Origin of the sequence: Actinomycetospora chibensis (assembly GCF_028737215.1) — a bacterium.
GTDB classification, from domain to species: domain Bacteria; phylum Actinomycetota; class Actinomycetes; order Mycobacteriales; family Pseudonocardiaceae; genus Actinomycetospora; species Actinomycetospora chibensis.
The window spans coordinates 20362-38099 of sequence record NZ_JAQZAM010000026.1; the positions used below are offsets into that span (position 1 = coordinate 20362).

At 72.4% G+C, this 17738-nt stretch carries 18 protein-coding genes and 1 pseudogene; 11 read left to right on the forward strand and 8 right to left on the reverse strand.

The window, feature by feature from the left end; all coding sequences use genetic code 11:
* Positions 1-9: 9 nt before the first annotated feature.
* Together dnaK and PH189_RS27145 are read right to left on the reverse strand one after the other, a co-directional pair.
* Positions 10-1914 (reverse strand): molecular chaperone DnaK, encoded by a 1905-nt coding sequence (dnaK, locus tag PH189_RS27140; RefSeq protein WP_274191983.1) that lies wholly within the window; start codon positions 1912-1914, stop codon positions 10-12.
* Positions 1914-2420 (reverse strand): YflT domain-containing protein, encoded by a 507-nt coding sequence (locus PH189_RS27145; protein WP_274191984.1) that lies wholly within the window; start codon positions 2418-2420, stop codon positions 1914-1916. Before PH189_RS27145 ends, dnaK begins: the two co-directional genes overlap by 1 nt.
* 272 nt (positions 2421-2692) lie before the next feature.
* Between PH189_RS27145 and PH189_RS27150 the strand changes: the two genes are divergently transcribed.
* The gene (locus PH189_RS27150; protein ID WP_274191985.1) at positions 2693-3145 is read left to right on the forward strand and encodes a DUF1931 family protein; all 453 of its coding nucleotides are present in this window, start codon (positions 2693-2695) and stop codon (positions 3143-3145) included.
* Positions 3146-3170: 25 nt separating this feature from the next.
* On the opposite strand, the gene PH189_RS27155 is transcribed toward PH189_RS27150, so the two are convergent.
* Positions 3171-3932, reverse strand: coding sequence for a hypothetical protein (locus PH189_RS27155; RefSeq protein WP_274191986.1), 762 nt, complete (start codon positions 3930-3932; stop codon positions 3171-3173).
* 28 nt (positions 3933-3960) lie between these two features.
* Positions 3961-4554 (reverse strand): STAS domain-containing protein, encoded by a 594-nt coding sequence (locus PH189_RS27160; RefSeq protein ID WP_274191987.1) that lies wholly within the window; start codon positions 4552-4554, stop codon positions 3961-3963.
* 275 nt (positions 4555-4829) lie between these two features.
* Here PH189_RS27160 and PH189_RS27165 point away from each other — a divergent pair, with 275 nt between their 5' ends.
* The 4 genes from PH189_RS27165 to PH189_RS27180 all read left to right on the forward strand — a co-directional run bounded on the left by PH189_RS27165 (position 4830) and on the right by PH189_RS27180 (position 9280).
* Entirely contained in the window at positions 4830-5261 is a 432-nt protein-coding gene (locus PH189_RS27165; protein WP_337994198.1) for an Hsp20/alpha crystallin family protein, read from the forward strand.
* Positions 5262-5454: 193 nt separating this feature from the next.
* Positions 5455-6648 carry a hypothetical protein gene (locus tag PH189_RS27170; RefSeq protein WP_274191989.1) on the forward strand — a complete coding sequence of 398 codons (1194 nt, stop codon included), beginning with the start codon at positions 5455-5457 and terminating at the stop codon, positions 6646-6648.
* Positions 6649-7460: 812 nt separating this feature from the next.
* Positions 7461-7688, forward strand: a complete 228-nt coding sequence (locus PH189_RS27175) for an ANTAR domain-containing protein (RefSeq protein ID WP_274191990.1) — start codon at positions 7461-7463, stop codon at positions 7686-7688.
* Between the two features lie 173 nt (positions 7689-7861).
* The gene (locus PH189_RS27180; RefSeq protein ID WP_274191991.1) at positions 7862-9280 is read left to right on the forward strand and encodes a PucR family transcriptional regulator; all 1419 of its coding nucleotides are present in this window, start codon (positions 7862-7864) and stop codon (positions 9278-9280) included.
* A 261-nt stretch (positions 9281-9541) separates the two neighbouring features.
* Here PH189_RS27180 and PH189_RS30370 read toward each other — a convergent pair.
* From PH189_RS30370 to PH189_RS27190, 3 genes and pseudogenes are all read right to left on the reverse strand, one after another.
* A pseudogene (locus PH189_RS30370) lies at positions 9542-9820 on the reverse strand (hypothetical protein); the annotation flags it as partial.
* Positions 9821-9932: 112 nt separating this feature from the next.
* Positions 9933-10199: a GlsB/YeaQ/YmgE family stress response membrane protein gene (locus tag PH189_RS27185; protein ID WP_274191992.1), complete on the reverse strand. Its 267-nt coding sequence runs from the start codon at positions 10197-10199 to the stop codon at positions 9933-9935.
* A 221-nt stretch (positions 10200-10420) separates the two neighbouring features.
* On the reverse strand, positions 10421-10816 hold the full coding sequence (locus PH189_RS27190; protein ID WP_274191993.1) for a DUF5997 family protein: 396 nt from the start codon (positions 10814-10816) through the stop codon (positions 10421-10423).
* Positions 10817-10858: 42 nt separating this feature from the next.
* Between PH189_RS27190 and PH189_RS27195 the strand changes: the two genes are divergently transcribed.
* From PH189_RS27195 to PH189_RS27205, 3 genes are all read left to right on the forward strand, one after another.
* Positions 10859-11554, forward strand: coding sequence for a LysR family substrate-binding domain-containing protein (locus PH189_RS27195; RefSeq protein WP_274191994.1), 696 nt, complete (start codon positions 10859-10861; stop codon positions 11552-11554).
* A 59-nt stretch (positions 11555-11613) separates the two neighbouring features.
* Positions 11614-12093, forward strand: coding sequence for a cupin domain-containing protein (locus tag PH189_RS27200; protein WP_274191995.1), 480 nt, complete (start codon positions 11614-11616; stop codon positions 12091-12093).
* A gap of 253 nt (positions 12094-12346) precedes the next feature.
* Positions 12347-13579 (forward strand): L,D-transpeptidase, encoded by a 1233-nt coding sequence (locus tag PH189_RS27205; protein ID WP_274191996.1) that lies wholly within the window; start codon positions 12347-12349, stop codon positions 13577-13579.
* Between the two features lie 30 nt (positions 13580-13609).
* Here the strand turns inward: PH189_RS27205 and PH189_RS27210 are convergent, their stop codons facing one another.
* Positions 13610-15244 (reverse strand): GGDEF domain-containing protein, encoded by a 1635-nt coding sequence (locus PH189_RS27210; RefSeq protein WP_274191997.1) that lies wholly within the window; start codon positions 15242-15244, stop codon positions 13610-13612.
* Between the two features lie 246 nt (positions 15245-15490).
* Here PH189_RS27210 and PH189_RS27215 point away from each other — a divergent pair, with 246 nt between their 5' ends.
* The 3 genes from PH189_RS27215 to PH189_RS27225 all read left to right on the forward strand — a co-directional run bounded on the left by PH189_RS27215 (position 15491) and on the right by PH189_RS27225 (position 17737).
* Positions 15491-16552 (forward strand): TauD/TfdA family dioxygenase, encoded by a 1062-nt coding sequence (locus PH189_RS27215; protein ID WP_274191998.1) that lies wholly within the window; start codon positions 15491-15493, stop codon positions 16550-16552.
* A 427-nt stretch (positions 16553-16979) separates the two neighbouring features.
* Positions 16980-17222 (forward strand): hypothetical protein, encoded by a 243-nt coding sequence (locus PH189_RS27220; protein WP_274191999.1) that lies wholly within the window; start codon positions 16980-16982, stop codon positions 17220-17222.
* Between the two features lie 146 nt (positions 17223-17368).
* Positions 17369-17737 (forward strand): hypothetical protein, encoded by a 369-nt coding sequence (locus PH189_RS27225; RefSeq protein ID WP_274192000.1) that lies wholly within the window; start codon positions 17369-17371, stop codon positions 17735-17737.
* Position 17738 lies beyond the last annotated feature (1 nt).

Sequence of the window (17738 nt, forward strand, 5' to 3'; positions counted from 1 at the left end):
GTGGGTGCCTCAGCCGCGATGGAACTCGGCGTCGATCACGTCGTCCTCGACGCCGGAACCCGTCGACCCGGCGTCGCCCCGCGTCCCTGCGGTGGGACCACCGTCGGTGCCCGCCCCCGAGGTGGAGACCGCCCGCAACCCACTGAGAACCCCCTGGAGCTCGGTCGTGAGCTCACGGGTCCGCTCGAGCGGCGCCTGGTCGGCCACGGCCTGACGTGCGTCGGTCACGAGCATCTCGGCACGGGCCCGCTCGTGGGAGGGAGCTGAGTCCCCGAGCTCGTCCAGGCGACGTTGGACCTGGTAGGCCGTCGCGTCGAGCTCGTTGCGGGCGTCGACCTCCGCACGGAGCGACACGTCCGCCGCCCGATTGCTCTCGGCCTCCTGGACCATCCGATCCACCTCGGACTGATCCAGGGTGGACGTCTCGGAGATGGTGATGCTCTGTTCGGCGCCGGTGTCCTTGTCCCGGGCGGTGACGTTCAGGATCCCGTTGGCGTCGATGTCGAAGGTCACCTCGACCTGCGGCTCACCTCGTGGTGCCGGCCGGATGTCGGTGAGCTGGAAGCGGGCCAGGACCCGGTTGTCGGCCGCGCGTTCCCGCTCGCCCTGCAGCACCACGACATCGACCGCCGGTTGGTTGTCCGCCGCGGTGGAGAAGGTCTCGCTGCGGCGGACCGGGATCGTCGTGTTGCGCTCGACGACGCGGGTCATCACCCCGCCCTGCGTCTCCACGCCGAGGGACAGGGGCGTGACGTCCAGGAGCAGGACGTCCGAGACCTCGCCCGTGAGCACGCCCGCCTGGATGCCGGCGCCGACCGCGACGACCTCGTCCGGGTTGACGGTCATGTTCGGCTCGGTCCCGCCGGTGAGGCCGCGGACCAGCTGCTGCACCGCGGGGATGCGGGTGGAGCCGCCGACCAGGATGACCTCGTCGACGTCGTTCTCACCGACCTTGGCGTCCGCCATCGCCTGCTCGACCGGACCCCGGGTGCGCTCCACCAGGTCCGCGGTGATCTGATCGAAGGTCGAGCGCATGATCGTCGTGGTGAGGTGCTTCGGCCCGTTCGCGTCCGCGGTGATGAACGGCAGGCTGACCTGTGTCTGGCTGACCGAGCTGAGCTCGACCTTCGCCCTCTCCGCGGCCTCGAACAGTCGCTGCAGCGCCTGGGCGTCGGCCCGCAGGTCGATACCGTTCTCCTTCTGGAACGCGTCGGCGAGGTGGTCGACGATGCGACGGTCGAAGTCGTCGCCGCCGAGGTGGGTGTCGCCCGCCGTGGCCCGCACCTCCACGACACCGTCGCCGACGTCCAGGACGCTGACGTCGAAGGTGCCACCGCCGAGGTCGAAGACCAGGACGGTCTCGTGCTCGCGCTTGTCCATCCCGTAGGCGAGGGCGGCCGCCGTCGGCTCGTTGATGATCCGCAGCACCTCCAGGCCGGCGATCTTGCCGGCGTCCCTGGTGGCGGTCCGCTGCGCGTCGTTGAAGTACGCGGGGACGGTGATCACGGCCTGGGTGACCTTCTCGCCGAGGCCCCGCCCGGCGTCGTCGGCGAGCTTGCGCAGGATCATCGCGCTGATCTCTTCGGGCGCGTGCAACCTGCCGCGGACCTCGATCCGCGCATTGCCGTCCTCGTCGGGCACGACGTCGTAGGTGACCTGTCCGGCCTCCTCCTCGACCTCCTCGAACTTGCGCCCGATGAACCGCTTGACGGAGTAGACGGTCCCCTTGGGATTGAGGATCGCCTGCCGGCGGGCGAGCTGTCCGACGAGCCGCTCGCCGGTGTCGGTGAACGCGACGAACGACGGGGTCGTGCGCCCGCCCTCCGCGTTGGGGATGACGGACGGCTCGCCGGCCTCGTAGACCGCGATCGCCGAGTTGGTGGTGCCGAGGTCGATGCCCACTGCCTTGGCCATCAGTGATCCCACCCCAGGGTCCGGACGGCGTCGGCGGCCACGTCCTCGTCGACCATCAGCTCGTAGGTCCGGGGGCGCATGGCGGTGGCGGAGGCGAAGTCGCGTCGACCTCCCTGCAACGCGTGGACCAGCACTCCGAACAGGGCACCGACGATCGCCCCGAAGATGAGGCCGTAGACCATGAGCAGGAGCCAGCCGATCACCGGGATGATCCAGCTGAGCAGTCCGAACAACCACCCGATCAGCGCGCCGGTGACGGCGCCGCCGGCCGCGCCGCGCAGCGCCGCCCGCGGGTAGTCCAGGCGACCGGTGACCTGCTCGACGAGCTCGAGGTCGCGCCCGACGATGGCGACCCGATGGACGGGGAAGCCGCGATCGGAGAGAGCGTCGACGGCCTGCTCGGCGTCCGCGTAGTTCCGGAAGCTGGCGATGGACCGGCGCGACGGTGCGCTCGGCACCGCGGGCCGCGTCGGCGGCGCCGTGACACGGGAAGCGTTCTCGCTCATCGTCCTCTGTCCTCGATTCGTCGTGCTGGGCGTGGGATCGGGCGCCGGGTGGCGTCGGACGAGGAGCGAGGACCACCCGCGCGGCCCGCCGGAAACGACGTGCGTCAGCACCGTCACACCCGCGCGGAGGTGACGCATCGACATCCGAGCGGCAAGACGGCCGTCCCCGCTCACCCCGTCGGGTCCAACAGCGCGTCGATACGGAAGTCCGGCCGGCCGGGGATGCGAAGGTGCGGCCCTCACGCACCGCGATGCCGGAGGAGGTGACCGGGGTGACACATCCTGCCGGGATCCGGATCCTCCAGCGGATGTTCCGGTCGGCGGCGGGCGTCGACGTCGACAAGCAGGACATCCGGCGCTACCGCGAGTTCGTCGACGCGATGATCGACGACATCGCGATCACGGGCCGCAACTCGGCCTCGTGGAACGGGCGGGACGTCATCGCCCCGGCCGACCTCCCGATCACCAAGGGGCTCCACGAGCGGATGCGCGAGTTCGACGAGCTCGACGTGGCCGCCGAGGTCCGCGCGCTGCTCCGGAACGACCTGCGGCGACCACCGGGCGACGTCACGTTCTCGGAGGAGACAGAGGATCTGCTGCCCGAGGTGTTCGGTGGCCTGAGCGTCGTCCTGGCGCGGTCCTTCAAGGTGATCGACCCGGACCTGACCAACCCGAGAACGGAGCACTGGGAGCGTGCCTTCACGCTCTTCCGCCTGATGATGTGACGCCCCTGAGGGTGTGACGCCGGGGTCAACCGTAGGGCTCGTGCCTGCTCCACCCGTCCTCACGGGACCAGAGGAACACCACCTGCCCGAGGACCGGGGCCAACCACAGGTGCGAGAGCCAGTCGTGCTCCGGCGGAGGGGCCGGCGGCACGCCGGGGGCCCGCACCAGGGAAGCGAACGCGTCCGCCGGGAGTCCCGTACAGCCCACCGTCAGGTAGAGCTGACGTTCGTCCGCCTCACGCCGCTGCAGGGCGCGCAGTGCCCGCGCCGCCGGCCCGCCCGCCAGTGCCTCTCGCAGGGCGGGCACCACACTGCCCATCGGCTGGTCCGCGACGCTGCCCGGGCACAGGGTCACCGTGGCGGGGAGACCCAGCGAGTCGGCGTGGCCGCGCAGCCGCGCGGGTCCGGTGTGCACCAGCCAGTGCAGGTCGGGCACCGCCGAGATCAGTGGCGCAGGGAGGTGGCAGGGGCTGGGGACGCCATGGGCCTCGCACATGCGGGCCACCACCGGGAAGACTTCCCGCACCCGGGGCAACCGGCGCACGTCGTTGATCGTCACCTGCCACCACCAGCGCGCCGGCGCGGTCCACTGCATGTCCGAGTCGCGGCGCAGGTGCGCGAGGAGGAGCTCCTCCCGCTCGCCGAGGACGGCCTCCTCGAGTGCGGCCCGCCGGCCGTCCGGATGGATCAGGCTCATCTCGTGGGCGTCGGGCGAGCGCTCGACGCGCGCACCGAGGACCCGGGCCGCCACCTCACCCGCCGCCACCTCGCCCGCGGTCGGGGTCATCGACGGTCGGGATCGCGGATCCCGCTCGTCAGGCACCGGTGTCGATGATCGCGCGGTGCCGGGCCGCCGTGTGGGGTTCGGCCACCTCGTCGAGCCCACCCGGGCATCGGACGTCGGCCCAGGACAGCTCCGGCGGGTGGGCGCGCTCGAACGCGGCCCGGTGCAGCGCGAACACGCGGTCGAGCGGATCGTCGTCCATGCCATGCAGGACCCTGGGGGTGAGCCCGGTCACCTCGAGCACGCCGCCCCGGGCGGCCATTCTCGCCTCCACCCTGCGCAGCAGCGCGAGGAGGCGGTCGTCCCACCGTCCGACACGCGAGAGGTCGATGACGAGGTGGCGAGCCCCGGCATCGAGCTGGCCGCGCAGGTGCGCGCAGACCGCTCCCATCGCCGAGGCCTCGACCGGGCCACCGAGCACCATGGCGGAGTACTGATCACCACGCTGCGCCGACGCGATCGTGATCGGGCTGGCGGCCTCGGCGAGGGTACTGACGATCGCCGCCCGGAGGGTGCGCTCCAGCTCGGCGAGCTCCGCCTCACGCGCCGGCCGAGGGCGCGCCACGACGGCGGAGAAGATGCCGCTGTCCGCCGCGGTCGGCGTGCTCGTCCTTCTGGTCGACATGGGCGTCACGGTCCACCGTGTCCGGGTCGAGGGCTTCGCCCTGCCGTCCGCAACGTGGCCCTCCCGCACCGACATGCCGGGACAGGGTTCGCCGTCGGCATCCGGAACGGCCGAACCTCCGTCGACCCGTAGCCCCGTGGGGCCGAGGGTGTCCCGCCGGGTTGACTCCCCCGGGCCGATCCGGTGCGGCACCGGCCCGGCCACGCTGACGCTGGTCCGACGGGCGGCGACGCCCGCCCACCCCGTCCGGCACCAGGAGGCGACCGGTGACTCTCATGCGATTCGACCCGTTCCGTGAGTTCGAGCGGATCATGGAACAGAACTTCACGTCCGGGGCGCGGATGCCTCGGAGCATGCCGATGACCGCTCGGCGCCGCGGCGAGAGGTTCTTCGTCGAGCTCGACGTGCCCGGCGTGCGCATGGATGACGTCGATCTGACCGTGGAACGCAACGTCGTCACGATCCGCGCGCGTCGATCCGGCGATCGCGAGGAGGGTGACGAAGTGATCGTCGACGAGCGGCCGTACGGCGAGTACTCGCGCCAGCTCTTCCTCGGCGACAACCTCGACCCGGACGGACTGACCGCCGAGCTGCACGACGGTGTCCTGCAGCTGACCATCCCCGTCAGCGAGGCGAGCAAGCCCCGCCAGATCCCGCTCGGTTCCTCCTCCGGCTCCTCCGCCAGCTCCACCTCCGGCTCCACCTAGGACCGCCGGCCAGGACTGATGAGTCGTGGGGACGGGCCGCCGACCGTGGCGACGCGGCCCGTCCTGCACCACCACGCCGACAGTGGCGGACGGGAGGTGCGGGGGTCGGGCGGGGTTTGCGGTACGGGTTGCACCGTTCACCCTTCCCCCCCACGCCGGGAGAGTCCCGCAGGGTGTGTGGCGAGGAGGACCGATGACCGACCTCGAGCAGCAACGGAGAGCGAGGTCGGCGGCCGAGGGTCGCCGCACCCTGGTCGTGGGCCTCCTCGCCGACCCCGACACCCCCGCGGAGGTGGCCGCAAGACTGGTCGACGATCTCCCCGACGTGCTCGGGGACCGCGTCGACAGCACGATCACCTGGGACGTCCGCACGATGACCGACCCGGTCACCGCCTCGGTGCAGGACCCCGAGGAGGTCCTCCGCGCGGTCGCCGACCAGACCGCTCACACCGAGTGGGACATCGGGATCTACCTCACCGACCTGCCGATGCAGCACGGCGAGCAGCCGATCCTGGCCGACCTCGACCACGACCGGTGCGTCGCCGGGCTCTCCCTGCCCGGGTTCGGCCCGTTCCTGCAGCACCACAAGGTGCGCAACGCGGTCGTCCGCCTGGTCGCCGACCTCGCCGGCGTCAGCGACGCCGGCCTCGAGCACGGCCGGCACCACCCGATCCGGCTCGGGCGCGCCGCCGCGCGATTCCTGCAACCGGTCCGCGTCGTGCGCGCCGGGCGGAGCCGGCACACGCGTCGTTACGTCACGACCCCGGGGCGCGGTCGCGTCCGGCTGCTGGCCGGCATGGTGCGCACCAACGAGCCCTGGCGCCTCGTGCTCGGCATGCGCACCGCGCTGGCCGCCGTCCTGGGCACCAGCGCCTACCTGACCATCAACTCCACGATCTGGCTGCTCGCCACTCGCCTCGGCGCCGCCAAGCTCGCCCTCACCCTGCTGGTGGCGGTCGCGTTGATGGTCGCCTGGATCATCGGCGCCCACCACCTCTGGGAACGCGCCCGCGACGAGGGCGAGCGCGAGGAGACCGTCCTCTACAACGCGTCCACCGTGCTGACCTTGAGCATCGGGGTGATGGTCATGTCCGCCACGGTGTTCGTGCTCACCCTGTTCGGCTCCCTGTTCTTCCTCGAGCCCTCCGTCATGGCCCCCACCCTCGGTCGCCCACCCACGCTCGGCGACCACCTCGTGCTCGCCTGGCTGGCCACCGGCCTGGCCACCGTCGCCGGCGCCCTGGGCTCCGGACTCGACAGCGAGGACGCCGTGCGCCGCGCCGCCTACGGGTACCGCGAGCGCCAACGCCGCGACGAGATCGGGGAGGACGACGAGGACGACCAGGGCGAGGACCGCGACGAGCGAGCCTCTCTGTCGTCGAGCTAGGACCGTAGGGCGCGGTGGACGAGGACGAGCGCGGAAGACGGGCCGCGCCGTCACGGCGTGGGGACCACCTTCTCGCTTCCGGGACGCCAGGACCTCGGACGGACGAATCTCGTGCTCGCAGGTGGATGTCACGCCGACGAGCCCGTCCGACGGGTCGAGGGGCTGTCGGGGCGTTCCCGTCGAGGCTCGTCCCCTCAGGCGAGGCCCGGCCCGCAGGTTGTGACCGGCGGGGCCGATGCCCCGGCGGTAGCCCGGCGTACATGGTGTCGGACGGACGGTCACCGACGGGCGGAGGTGCCAGGTGACGAGGTACGCGGAGAACCCGGCGGCGGTGTGGTCGTCCGAAGCGGAGGACGAGGGGGACGAGCTCCTGACGGCACTGCTGGCGTCGGCGCGCGGCATCGCCGGAGCGAGGCGGGTCGCGGACGCGCTCCCCCTGGTCGCGCACGGTGCCGTGGCGATGGTGCCGGACGTACGCGACGCCGGTGTCGCGGTGCGCGCCCACCGCGGGCTGCTGGCCTGTGGTGGGCACACCACGGAGACGGCGGCGCGGGTCGACCAGGCCCAGATCGGGATGGGCGAGGGTCCGTGCATCGACGCGGTCGCCGGCGCCGACACCGTGATCCTCTCCAACGCGGGCGACCGAGACGCGGTGGCCGCGGTTCGTCCGGGAGGCGGTCCGCCACGGCGTGCGGGCCAGCGTGTCGGTGCGTCTGACGAGCGCCTGTCCGGTGGGTGCGCTGAACCTGCACGTGACGCGACACGCCCTCGACGACCCCTCGGCGCGGAGACGGACCCAACAGTGTGCTCGGTTGTTCGTCGCACACGCCTCGCTCGCTCTCGCCGGCACCGACCGGGTGGAGAACCTGGAGAAGGCTCTCGTCCGGCGTGACGTCATCGGACAGGCCAAGGGCATCCTCATGAACCGCTACGACGTGGACGCCGACGAGGCGTTCGCACGCCTGCGGCGGGCCTCCCAGCACACCAACACCAAGCTCCACGACGTCGCCGCCTGGCTCGTCGCCTGCCGGAACCCCTGATCCGGGTCACCCCGTCGCCGCCGTCGGGAGTCGGTGCGTCCGCATGCGGAGCAACCAGTCCACTATCCGTATCGCGAAACGGGGTCTGTTCACCAGGGCTTGACCGGCCAAGACCGTTTTGGTCCCGTGAGCAGGTGAAGGGTGACGATCGCTCGACGGACAGGTCCGCCGACGTGGACGCCCGCACCGACCGCGAGGTCCGGACCGAGGTCGAGGCCGCCCTGGCTCGTGAGTACCGCTTCCAGGAGCAGCTCAGCCAGGCCCTGATCACGGACCTCCCGGAACAGGGGATCGCCGACGTGCTCCACGGCCACCTGGGCCTGGGCGTGACCGTGGAGGACCCGTTCGGCCGCGTCCTCGCCCGGGCGGGGGCGCACGGCCGGGAGCCGTTCCCGCGACTGACCCGCGCACAACGGGACCGGCTGGTCGACGCGGCGCGGAGGGTGTCGGGTCCCCTGCGGGCCCGGCACCAGCTGGCGAGCGTGGCCGCGTCCCACGGCATCGTGCTCGGTCTGCTCGTCGTCCTCGATCCGGAGTCCTCGCTCGAACCCTCCGACGGCAGGACACCGGAGTCCGACGCGCGCGCGGGGAGCCACCGGGCCGGCGCCCTGCACGCGATCGGTCTCGCGACGAGTGCGCTCACCCTGCACCTGCTGCACCGCCGTCACCTGGCGAGGACCGAACTGCGGCTGCGCCACGATCTCGTGGAGATGGTGCTGCTCGAGCCCGCGGAGGATGACCTCGCGGCCGAGATCGACCGCCGGGTGGGGCGCGCGTCGGCGCTGAGCCACGACCTCACCGGTCCCCACCGCGTGATGGCTCTCCAGCCCTGCGACGGGCGCTGGCCCGACGGCGAAGCCGTGGGTGACCTGGTCGAGCGCGCCGCGCGCGACCTCGACATGCCCTACCTGGGCACCCTGCGGGGTCAGATCGCGATCCTCGTGTGCGGGACCCCCAGCGCGTGGCTCGACGGTGGCGGCAACGCGATGACCCCGTGGTCGGACCGTGGCGACTCCGGGGGCAGGCGCGGCGACGATCGGGCCGCGCGACGCGACTCGCGCTCCCGGGCGGCCTGGCGGGTCGTCTACGACGCCTTCATACGGGTGCTGCGCCAGGCTCCAGCCCTCGGGGTCGGCGGCTTCGTCGATCGCCCCGAGCACCTCCCCCGCTCGTACCGCGAGGCGATGCAGGCGCTCACGGTCCGGCTGCGCCATGACGATCCGCGGGGGCTGGTCACGTTCGAGGACCTCGGGCTCTACCGGCTGCTGGCCACCCCGCAGGGCCGCCGCGAGGCGCACGCCTACGTCGAGGACTGGCTCGGCGCCCTCCTCGCCTACGACGCGGACCGACAGGCCGACCTCGTGCACACGCTGGAGAGCTACCTCGACCACAGCGGCAACTACGACGACACCGCCGCCGCGCTGCACATCCACCGCTCCACGCTGCGATACCGCCTCCAGCGCATCCGGGAACTCTCGGGGCACGACCTCGCGCACGCCGACACCCGGCTGAACCTGCACGTCGCCGTACGTGCCGCCGTGGTGGCCGACCCACCCGGCGCGGGCCCGTCGGAGCACCTGACGCCGCAGTGAGCCGGCCGTCCCGGCGAACGATCACCCGGGCCGGAAGACCGCCCGAACGCAGCCGTCCTCCTTGTTCTTGAACATGTCGTAGCCGCGCGAGTGCTGATCTCGCCCCGGGCGACGCGGTCGAGCAGCTCGGGGACGTAGCGCTGACCGTGCTGCTGGGCGCCCCGCAGGGTCAGGCCCTTGTTCCTCAGCGCCCCGAGCGGGAACTTGTCGACCAGCCCGGCGAACACCCCGTCGGCGCGGCGCACGGGGTCCCCACGGTGGTCACCGCGCACGGGCCGGTGCACGACGACATGGGTCCACCGGGTCGTCCAGGTCGCACGTCCGGGTACGAGGACCGTGCCGGAACGTCGTGCCCGTCGTGGCCGGTTCCCCGGCACCGACCACACGCATCTGCGAGCGGTGCGGCGAGGACGACAGCACGAAGGTCATCGCGTGCTCGTCGTCCTCGAGCGCGACCCGCGGACGAGTGTCCACGCTCCAGCCGGACACCACGCGGGTGTCGTCGACGAAGAGCCCCTGCACCCGGCCCGGGACGACGTCCCCGCCTGTCGCCGCTGACCCGTGGAGGAGCCTCCCCCGGAGACGCCGACGCCCGCCGAGCCCGGCGTCACCGACCGGGCGTCGTCCGCGGACTCGGACCGGCCGACCCCCGTCACGTCCGGGCGCGCCGTCGCGTGACGAGGCGGTAGATGCCGAGCACGATCAGCGAACCGACGAGGGCGAGCACCCACGTCCGGAGGTCGAAGAACTCGCCGAGACCTGTCCCGAACAACGCGCCGCCGATGAACCCGCCGAGGAGGGCGCCGACGACCCCCAGGAGGCCGGTCACGACGACACCACCGGGGTCGTCACCAGGCATGATCAACTTGGCCAGCGCACCCACCACGAGCCCCAGCACGATCCATCCGAGAATTCCCATGGTCCGCTCCCCTCGCCCGCGATCCCGATCCGTCCGCCGGCGCCCGCGTGACCCGGTCGGGTAGGCCCGCGGAGCCGTTCCGCGAGGCGCACCCACGATGCGCCGGCGCGCGGTTGGTCGTCCCGGTCACGTCGGGTCGAGGCCGAGGGGCGCTCCTCGACCTGACGTGCGAGGCCCCGCTGCGCGAGGGAGGGGTCGCGAGAAACCAGGCGGTCGCCGGTCTACGACCCGGCGCCCCCGTTGCCGGACCGCTCGGCGCGCAGTCGTGCTTCCTCGCGCTGGACCTCGGCGCGGAGGCTGCGTTCGCGGCGCAGCCACTCCGGCTGTTCCTCCTTGAGCGCCGTGATCTGCGCGGTGGTCAGCGGCTCGGTGATCTCGGCCCGGGCCAGACCGGAGATCGACACGCCGAGCCGGTCCGCCACGACGGGGCGCGGGTGCGGGCCGTCGCGGCGCAGCTCGCGAAGCCACGCGGGCGGGTCGGCCTGGAGGGCGTCGAGCTCGTCGCGGGAGACCACGCCGTCGCGGAACTCGACGGGCGTCGCGTCGAGGTGCACGCCCAGCTTCTTCGCCGCCGTCGCGGGCTTCATCGTCTGCGTCGCCCTCTGCCGCCGCGTCATCGGCCCAGATTATCGGGCCCGACCGGCCGCTAGCCTGGGCCCGTGACCGAGCCGGGCGGGACCGCGTCCTTCCGGCTCGGCTACGTCCCGGGTGTCACGCCGGGCAAGTGGGCGCGAATCTGGGCCGAGCGTCGTCCCGACGTCCCCCTCGAGCTCCTCGGCGCGACCACGGACGAGGTGGTGCGTCGGATCCGGGACGGCGCGGTGGACGCCGGCCTGGTCCGGCTGCCCATCGACCGGGCCGGGTTGCACGCGATCCCGCTCTACACCGAGACCACCGTGGCCGTCGTGCCGAAGGAGCACGTGCTCACGGCGGTCGACGAGGCCGGGCTCGACGATCTGGCCGACGAGATCGTTCTCCGTCCCCGGGACGACACCCTCCCCTGGCCCGGAGACCTCCCGGGCCGCGCCGCGGCGTCCGAGGTCACGACCACGGCCGGGGCGATCGAGCTCGTCGCCGCAGGTGTCGGGCTGCTGGTCCTGCCCCAGTCGCTGGCGCGCCTGCACCACCGCCGGGACCTCGCGCACCGACCCGTGAGCGACGCGCCGCAGTCCAGCGTCGTGCTCACCTGGCCGGATGCGGAGAACACCGAGCTGATGGAGGAGTTCATCGGCATCGTCCGCGGACGCACCGCCCACAGTTCCCGCACCCCCCGCCGTCGAGACGACCCGCCATCGGGCGCCCCCACCCCCGCGACGAGGGGACGTACCCGGCGGCGAGCGTCCCGGCGTCGGTGACCAGCGGCGCCACGACGAGCATCTGGTGACCGACGCCGTCCGGACACTACGGTCCGGCCATGTTCGACGGCGACGAGATCGTGCTGGGTCCCCTGCCCAAGGGCATCGTGCGCGCCGGGGAGGGTCAGCACGGGCGGGTGTGGAACGTGCTCGGCCACACCTACTGGGCGAGGGCCGTCAGCGAGTCCAGCTTCGCGTTCGAGACCCTCGATCCGCCCGGCACCGGCGTGCCGCCGCACGTCCACCCCACCCAGGATGAGCACATCCACGTCCTCGACGGGGTCTTCACGCTCTACCTCGACGGGCAGTGGGAGAAGGCGGGCCCCGGAGACACGGTGCTGATGCCGCGCGGCCTCCCGCACGCCTACTACAACCGCAGCGAGGCCGACACCCGAGCCCTGTTCTGGGTGAGTCCGGCCGGCAAGCTGGCCCACCTGTTCGACCAGCTGCACGACCTCTCCGACCCCGCCGAGGTCGTCCGGCAGTCCGCACTCCACGACGTCGAGTTCCTCCCACCAGGCTCGGTTCCCGGCGCCTGACCGGCGCGACCTCCAGGCGCCGGGCCGACGACCTCGTCGGAGCTCCCGACGAGGGGCGTCGACGTCGCCGCGCGCGGTCGGAGACCCCCGTCGGCCGGGTGCCGGAGCGCAGTGACGCCGGCCGACGGTTGCCTCGTGGTGACGAGAACCTGACCTCGATGGACGACCTCTGTGGTCGCGGTGGAGATTCTGCGCCGACCTCGGGCGGCGGACGCTTGTCTGATCACCGCCTCACGGCCCGAGGGAGTCCGCGATGATCACGATCGAACCGCCACAGCGCCGCCGGACGGGGCCGGGTCGGGGGCTCGAGCGGGCGTGGGCGGCGCCCGTCGTGGCGGTGCTCGCGCTGCTCGTCGTCCTGGGTGGCTGCAGCGCCGTCCCCGGATCGCTGTTCGCGCCTGCGGCCCCGCCGCCTCCGTTCTCCCTCGCCGCGTCCGTTCCTCCGGGCGCGGTGGATGTCGCGCCGGCCGAGCCTCTCGTCGTGTCGGCGGCGGGCGGGCGGCTGACCTCGGTCACCGTCACCCCGGCGGGCGCGCCCGCGCTCACCGGCACCCTCGACCCCACCGGCACCCGCTGGACCAGCGCCACGCTGGCCTACCGCACCCAGTACCGGGTGCAGGCCGCCGGCGTCGACGAACGCGGCGCCCCCGGCGCCCCGCTCGACCAGACCTTCACCACCGTCGAGCCCGAACAGACCCTCGAGATCGCCAGCATCCGGCCCACCGACGGCCAGACCGTCGGCGTCGCCATGCCGATCTCGATCACCTTCGACGCACCCGTCACCGACCGCGCCGCGGTCGAACGGCGCGTCGCGGTCACCACCTCGGTGCCCACCGAGGGCTCCTTCCGGTGGATGTCCGACGAGCAGCTCAACTGGCGCCCGAAGGACTACTGGCGCCCCGGCACCCAGGTCAGCGTCGACGCGCGCCTGTTCGGCGTCCACAGCGGCGGGGGCCTGTTCGGTGCCGAGGACCGCTCGTTCTCCTTCACCGTCGGCCGCGACCAGCGCGCCCGCGGCGACGTCAACGCCCACACCCTGGTGCTCTACCAGGACGGCCAGGAGCTGCGGAGCCTGCCCGCGTCCTACGGCCGCGACATCTACCCCACCCAGTACGGCGTGCACGTGGCGTTCGAGAAGCACGAGATCAAGCGCATGCGCTCCGAATCGTGGGGCGGTCCCGCCGCGGGCACGCCGGGCTTCTACGACGAGGAACTGCCCTTCGCGGTGCGCATCTCGAACAACGGCGAGTTCGTGCACGTCAACGCGGCGACCGTGTCCCAGCAGGGCCGCAGCAACGTCTCGCACGGCTGCGCGAACCTCTCCCCGGCCGACGGCGAGTTCTTCTACCACTGGGTGCAGATGGGCGACCCGGTCGAGATCGTCGGCTCCAGCCGCCCGCTGACCACCCGCGACGGCGACATCGCCGACTGGACCATCCCCTGGGAGGAGTACCGGCAGGGCTCGGCGCTCTCCGGCGGGGCCTGAGGCAGGCTCCCGCCGGCGCGGCCGAGGATCTCAGGGCCGACGACCCGCCTGGTGGCCGGCGGGGTTCGCCCCGGTGGACGAGGGCTCCACGGGACCGCGGTCGACGACGGCGGCGTAGATGAGGTCCGGGTCGGGCCCCACGAGTGGAGCCGCGCCGGCCGCGACGACGCGTCCGCGGCCGCTGACCTTCGCGACCCGGAGGGCGTCGTCGGCGGCGCGGTAGAGCTCCTCGAAGTCCGTGCCGTCGGGCCCCTGCTCGGCCACGCCGGCGCTGGCCCCCACGCTCAGGCGTTTCCCGTCCACCTCCTGTGGAGTGTCGGCGAAGGCCCGGAGCACACCCGCCAGGCGTGCGACCGCGTCCTCCCGACCCGTGCCCAGCATCGCCACCACGAACTCCTCCCCGCCGATCCGCGCGACCGCGTCCTCGCCGCGGAAGGCCTCCTGCAGGTGGGCGGCCACCCGGCGGAGAATCTCGTCGCCGACCCCGTGGCCGTGACGGTCGTTGATTCCCTTGAAGTGGTCGAGGTCCACCACCGAGAGCGACAGCGTCGTGCGGTAGCGCACCGCGAGCAGCTGCAGGCGGTCGAGATCCCGTTCCAGACGACGGCGATTCGGCAGCCCCGTGAGGGGATCGGTCTCGGCGAGGTGCGCGAGACCCCGCCGCAACGCGAGGTTGTCCCCCGAGAGCACGCCCTGGCGCACGCCGAAGATCGCCAGCAGGACCACACCGAGCACGATGTCGAGCCAGTGCCCGATGCCCGTCCAGACGGCGGTGACCACCGCCAGGCACACGACGAGGTTGACCAGCACGTCACCGAGACGGCTGTCGGCGGCCGGGCGCAGGACGCCGGTACCCGGCGCCCGGGCCGAGAACGTCAGGGCGGCGAGGGCGATCAGGAGGTAGCCCCCGATCCACCCCAGGTCGAACGGCGTCCCCGTGAGGAACGCGCCGCGGGCCTGCAGCAGGGCGTAGGCCGTGTCCTCGACCGCGTAGACCAGGAGCCCGCACGCCAGGAGCACCAGGTCCGCCCGCCGGCCACCGGGGCTCCGGGTCAGGAGCAGCAGGGCGAGGCTGGCCAGCAGCACGTCGCCCAGGGGGTAGACCGCGAGCAGGAGGGCACCGAGCCCCGGACCCAGCCGGGCGAACATCTCCTGGAGGACCAGGACGCTGCTCAGGAACAGCACCGAGCAGCCGATCAGGAGGCCGTCCAGGAGCAGACGCACGCGGTCGTTCTTGACCCGCCTCCCCGCCGGGAACCGCAGCAGGCCCGCAGCCGCCAGGAGGAGCGCGATCACGAAGAACAGGTCGCTGACAGTCGGGAACGGTTTCACGGGTTGGAGGCTCTGGACGAACCACACGACGTTGCCGACCGTCCACGCCGCACCCATGGCGGCGAAGAGCGCCCACGCCCGTCGCAGGGCTCCCGTGGTCCTCCACGTGGTGTAGAGGCAGCACAAGGCCGCGGCCGACCCACTCACCAGGAACAACCAGTTGCTGACCAGCAACTTCTCCCGGACGCCGGTCCAGCTCACCGTCAGCAGGATCGCCCCGGTCGCGAACAGGACGAGCGCGACGACGACGGCGGCGCCGAAGGCGCGCCGCCGGCCCGCCCCGGCGGACCCGAGTCGGAGGGGGACCCCGTTCTCCTTCGACGTCGCGCTCATCAACCCCTCCGGAGCGCCCGTTGTGGGGGACACGGGGTGGACCCGGAGCGCATCATGATAATGCGGTATTGCGCTCCTGGTGTCACCGTCACACGGGTGGGACCTCGCATCCCCTCGAGAGGACCCCGTTGTGCCCCAGGCCCGGAATCACCCCGCGAACCCGTCGCTCGTCGAGGGCGTCGTCGGACTCTTCCCGTCCCACCTGACGGTGGTACTCGACGGCGTGGTGCGCAGCTTCCACTACGTATGGCTGCGCGACAACAGCTGGGCCTCCGAGGACAGGGTGCCCAGAGCAGCGAGCGCAAGCTGTTCACCGCCGACATCCACGAGGCCGTGGCACCGGTCTCGGTGGGCTACGACCCGGAGCTGGGGCTGGACGTCTTCTGGAACGACGGGCGTGCGTGCACCTACGCACCGGCGTGGTTGCGCCGCCACGACTACTCCGACGAGCCCACCCGACGGGCCCGCCGGTTCTCCCCGACGCTGTGGGACGAGAAGGCCTCGGAACCACCGCGTGTCGGCCACACCGACGTGGTCGCCACCACGACCGGGCAGCTGGCCTACCTCGACGCCCTCCGCGAGTTCGGCGCCGTGATCGTGACCGGGGTCCCGTCCCTCGACGGCGAGGTCGAGCGGTTCGCCGAGGTCTTCGGACCTGTCCGCGAGCTCGCGTTCGAGCGGGTGCACAACGTCCGACTCGATCCCGGCGGGTACAACGTCGCGCACACCTCGGGCGAGCTGAAGCCCCACACCGACTTCCCCAGCTACGCGTGGCCGCCGTCGGTCCAGCTGCTGCACTTCCGGGCCAACCGGACCACCGGCGGGGAATCGAACCTCGTCGACGGGTGGGCCGCGATCGCGGAACTGCGCCGCACCCACCCCGAGCACTTCGCCGTCCTGACCCGTGTCCCGGTGCCCTATCAGCTGTTCAGCGAGCACGAGGACACGGCCGCCGAGGCCCCGATGATCGAGCTCGACCCGTCCGGCGACGTGCGACTGTGTCGCTTCTCGAACCAGCTCGCCCAACCGCTCCGCGCCCCGTTCGACCAGGTCGAGGCCTTCTACGCGGCCTATCGGACCCTCGGCCGCATCATCGACTCCGGCCGCTACCGCGCCACCTTCAAGTCCGCCGACGGTGACCTCCTCACCGTGCACGCCCACCGGGTGCTGCACGGCCGGCTGGCGTACGACCCCGCCAGCGGCGCCCGTCATCTCCAGAACGTCTACATGGAGTTCGACGATCTGACGGCGCGGCGCCGCGTGCTGCGCGGCGAGCACAAGCCTCTCCCCGCCCAGCCCCTCCGATAGGGCGGCCGACGAGGCACAGCTCGTGCGCTCGATTAGTACATAGAGTAGTCGCATTCCCGGTCTTGTTGGGCCGAACAGGTGACGTACTCGCCCGCCGGCCGTGTGTCGCCGGCAGGTGTGGTTACTATCTGCACATAGTCCTCGTCGAGGACATCACCAGCTGCCAGGGCCACATCATGGCCCCAGAACCGGCACACGGGGGCGTCTGCCACCCCCGACGACTCCTGCTCCGCGCTCGGTCGACGACAGACCGAGGCGCGCAGCCATCGGCGTGCGCCCCGAGGAGTCCCGACGTGCCGGCATCACCGGCCGACCGGCCGGCTCGTGGCGTCGATCGCCAGGACCACCTGGCGCAGCTCGGCCCGTGGCCCTTCGCGCCCCTCGCGACACGTCGTCCCTCGATCGCCCCGATGACGGGAGTCATGTCATGCACGACCATCCCGAGCACCTCACGGACCGGCTGATCGAGCGGCTCGCCGAGCTCGACGCCTGCGACGGCTACGTCGTCCTGGTCCGCGACGCGCAGACCGGCGAGACCGACGCCCACGGGCCCTTCGACGGCCTCGACGCCCTCTGCGCGGCGGATCGCACACGAGTCCGGTTCGACCTCGACGAGCTCGACGACATCGAGGTCACCATCGCTCGCCTGCACTACCAGGCCGTCCCGTGAGCGGAGCTGGTCGACGGAGCAGGAGGCCGTCACGTGCTGCCTCGAGCCGGGTCTCCGACGCGTGCGCGAGAGGTGCCGCGCCTGATGCCCATCCGGACGAGGACGGCAGGTCCGGCCCCGGCCTGGATGACCTCATCCGAGCCGGCATGCACGAGCGCGGATGGTCCTACAGCGACCTGGAGCGCGCGTCCGACCGCGCCCTGACCCGCGGACGGTGGCAGCAGTTGGGCTCGGGCGTTCCGCAGCGGAAGTTCCCGGAGCCGGGGTCGCTCACGGTCATCGCCCAGGTCCTGGAGCTCGACATGACGACCGTCGTCCTCGCCGCCGCCCGATCCCTCGGTCTCGGAGTCGGTCGTCGAGGGACGGAGCTGGCACAGTTGCTGCCCGTGCACGCCGACCGGATCTCGGAGCCCATGCGCGACGCGATCGTGGCCCTGATCCGCTCCGCGGTCGCCGAAGCGCCCGATGACCACGGTCTCGACGTCTCGCGGTCGGGCTCCCTGAGAACGGGTTGAG

Coding starts and splice junctions, on each gene's coding strand:
- PH189_RS27170 (WP_274191989.1), top strand. CDS start 5,455: ATGACCGACCTCGAGCAGCAACGGAGAGCGAGGTCGGCGGCCGAGGGT.
- PH189_RS27160 (WP_274191987.1), bottom strand. CDS start 4,554: ATGTCGACCAGAAGGACGAGCACGCCGACCGCGGCGGACAGCGGCATC.
- PH189_RS27220 (WP_274191999.1), top strand. CDS start 16,980: ATGCACGACCATCCCGAGCACCTCACGGACCGGCTGATCGAGCGGCTC.
- PH189_RS27225 (WP_274192000.1), top strand. CDS start 17,369: ATGCACGAGCGCGGATGGTCCTACAGCGACCTGGAGCGCGCGTCCGAC.
- PH189_RS27190 (WP_274191993.1), bottom strand. CDS start 10,816: ATGACGCGGCGGCAGAGGGCGACGCAGACGATGAAGCCCGCGACGGCG.
- PH189_RS27200 (WP_274191995.1), top strand. CDS start 11,614: ATGTTCGACGGCGACGAGATCGTGCTGGGTCCCCTGCCCAAGGGCATC.
- PH189_RS27165 (WP_337994198.1), top strand. CDS start 4,830: ATGCGATTCGACCCGTTCCGTGAGTTCGAGCGGATCATGGAACAGAAC.
- PH189_RS27215 (WP_274191998.1), top strand. CDS start 15,491: ATGGCTGCGCGACAACAGCTGGGCCTCCGAGGACAGGGTGCCCAGAGC.
- PH189_RS27210 (WP_274191997.1), bottom strand. CDS start 15,244: ATGAGCGCGACGTCGAAGGAGAACGGGGTCCCCCTCCGACTCGGGTCC.
- PH189_RS27185 (WP_274191992.1), bottom strand. CDS start 10,199: ATGGGAATTCTCGGATGGATCGTGCTGGGGCTCGTGGTGGGTGCGCTG.
- PH189_RS27155 (WP_274191986.1), bottom strand. CDS start 3,932: ATGACCCCGACCGCGGGCGAGGTGGCGGCGGGTGAGGTGGCGGCCCGG.
- PH189_RS27145 (WP_274191984.1), bottom strand. CDS start 2,420: ATGAGCGAGAACGCTTCCCGTGTCACGGCGCCGCCGACGCGGCCCGCG.
- PH189_RS27205 (WP_274191996.1), top strand. CDS start 12,347: ATGATCACGATCGAACCGCCACAGCGCCGCCGGACGGGGCCGGGTCGG.
- dnaK (WP_274191983.1), bottom strand. CDS start 1,914: ATGGCCAAGGCAGTGGGCATCGACCTCGGCACCACCAACTCGGCGATC.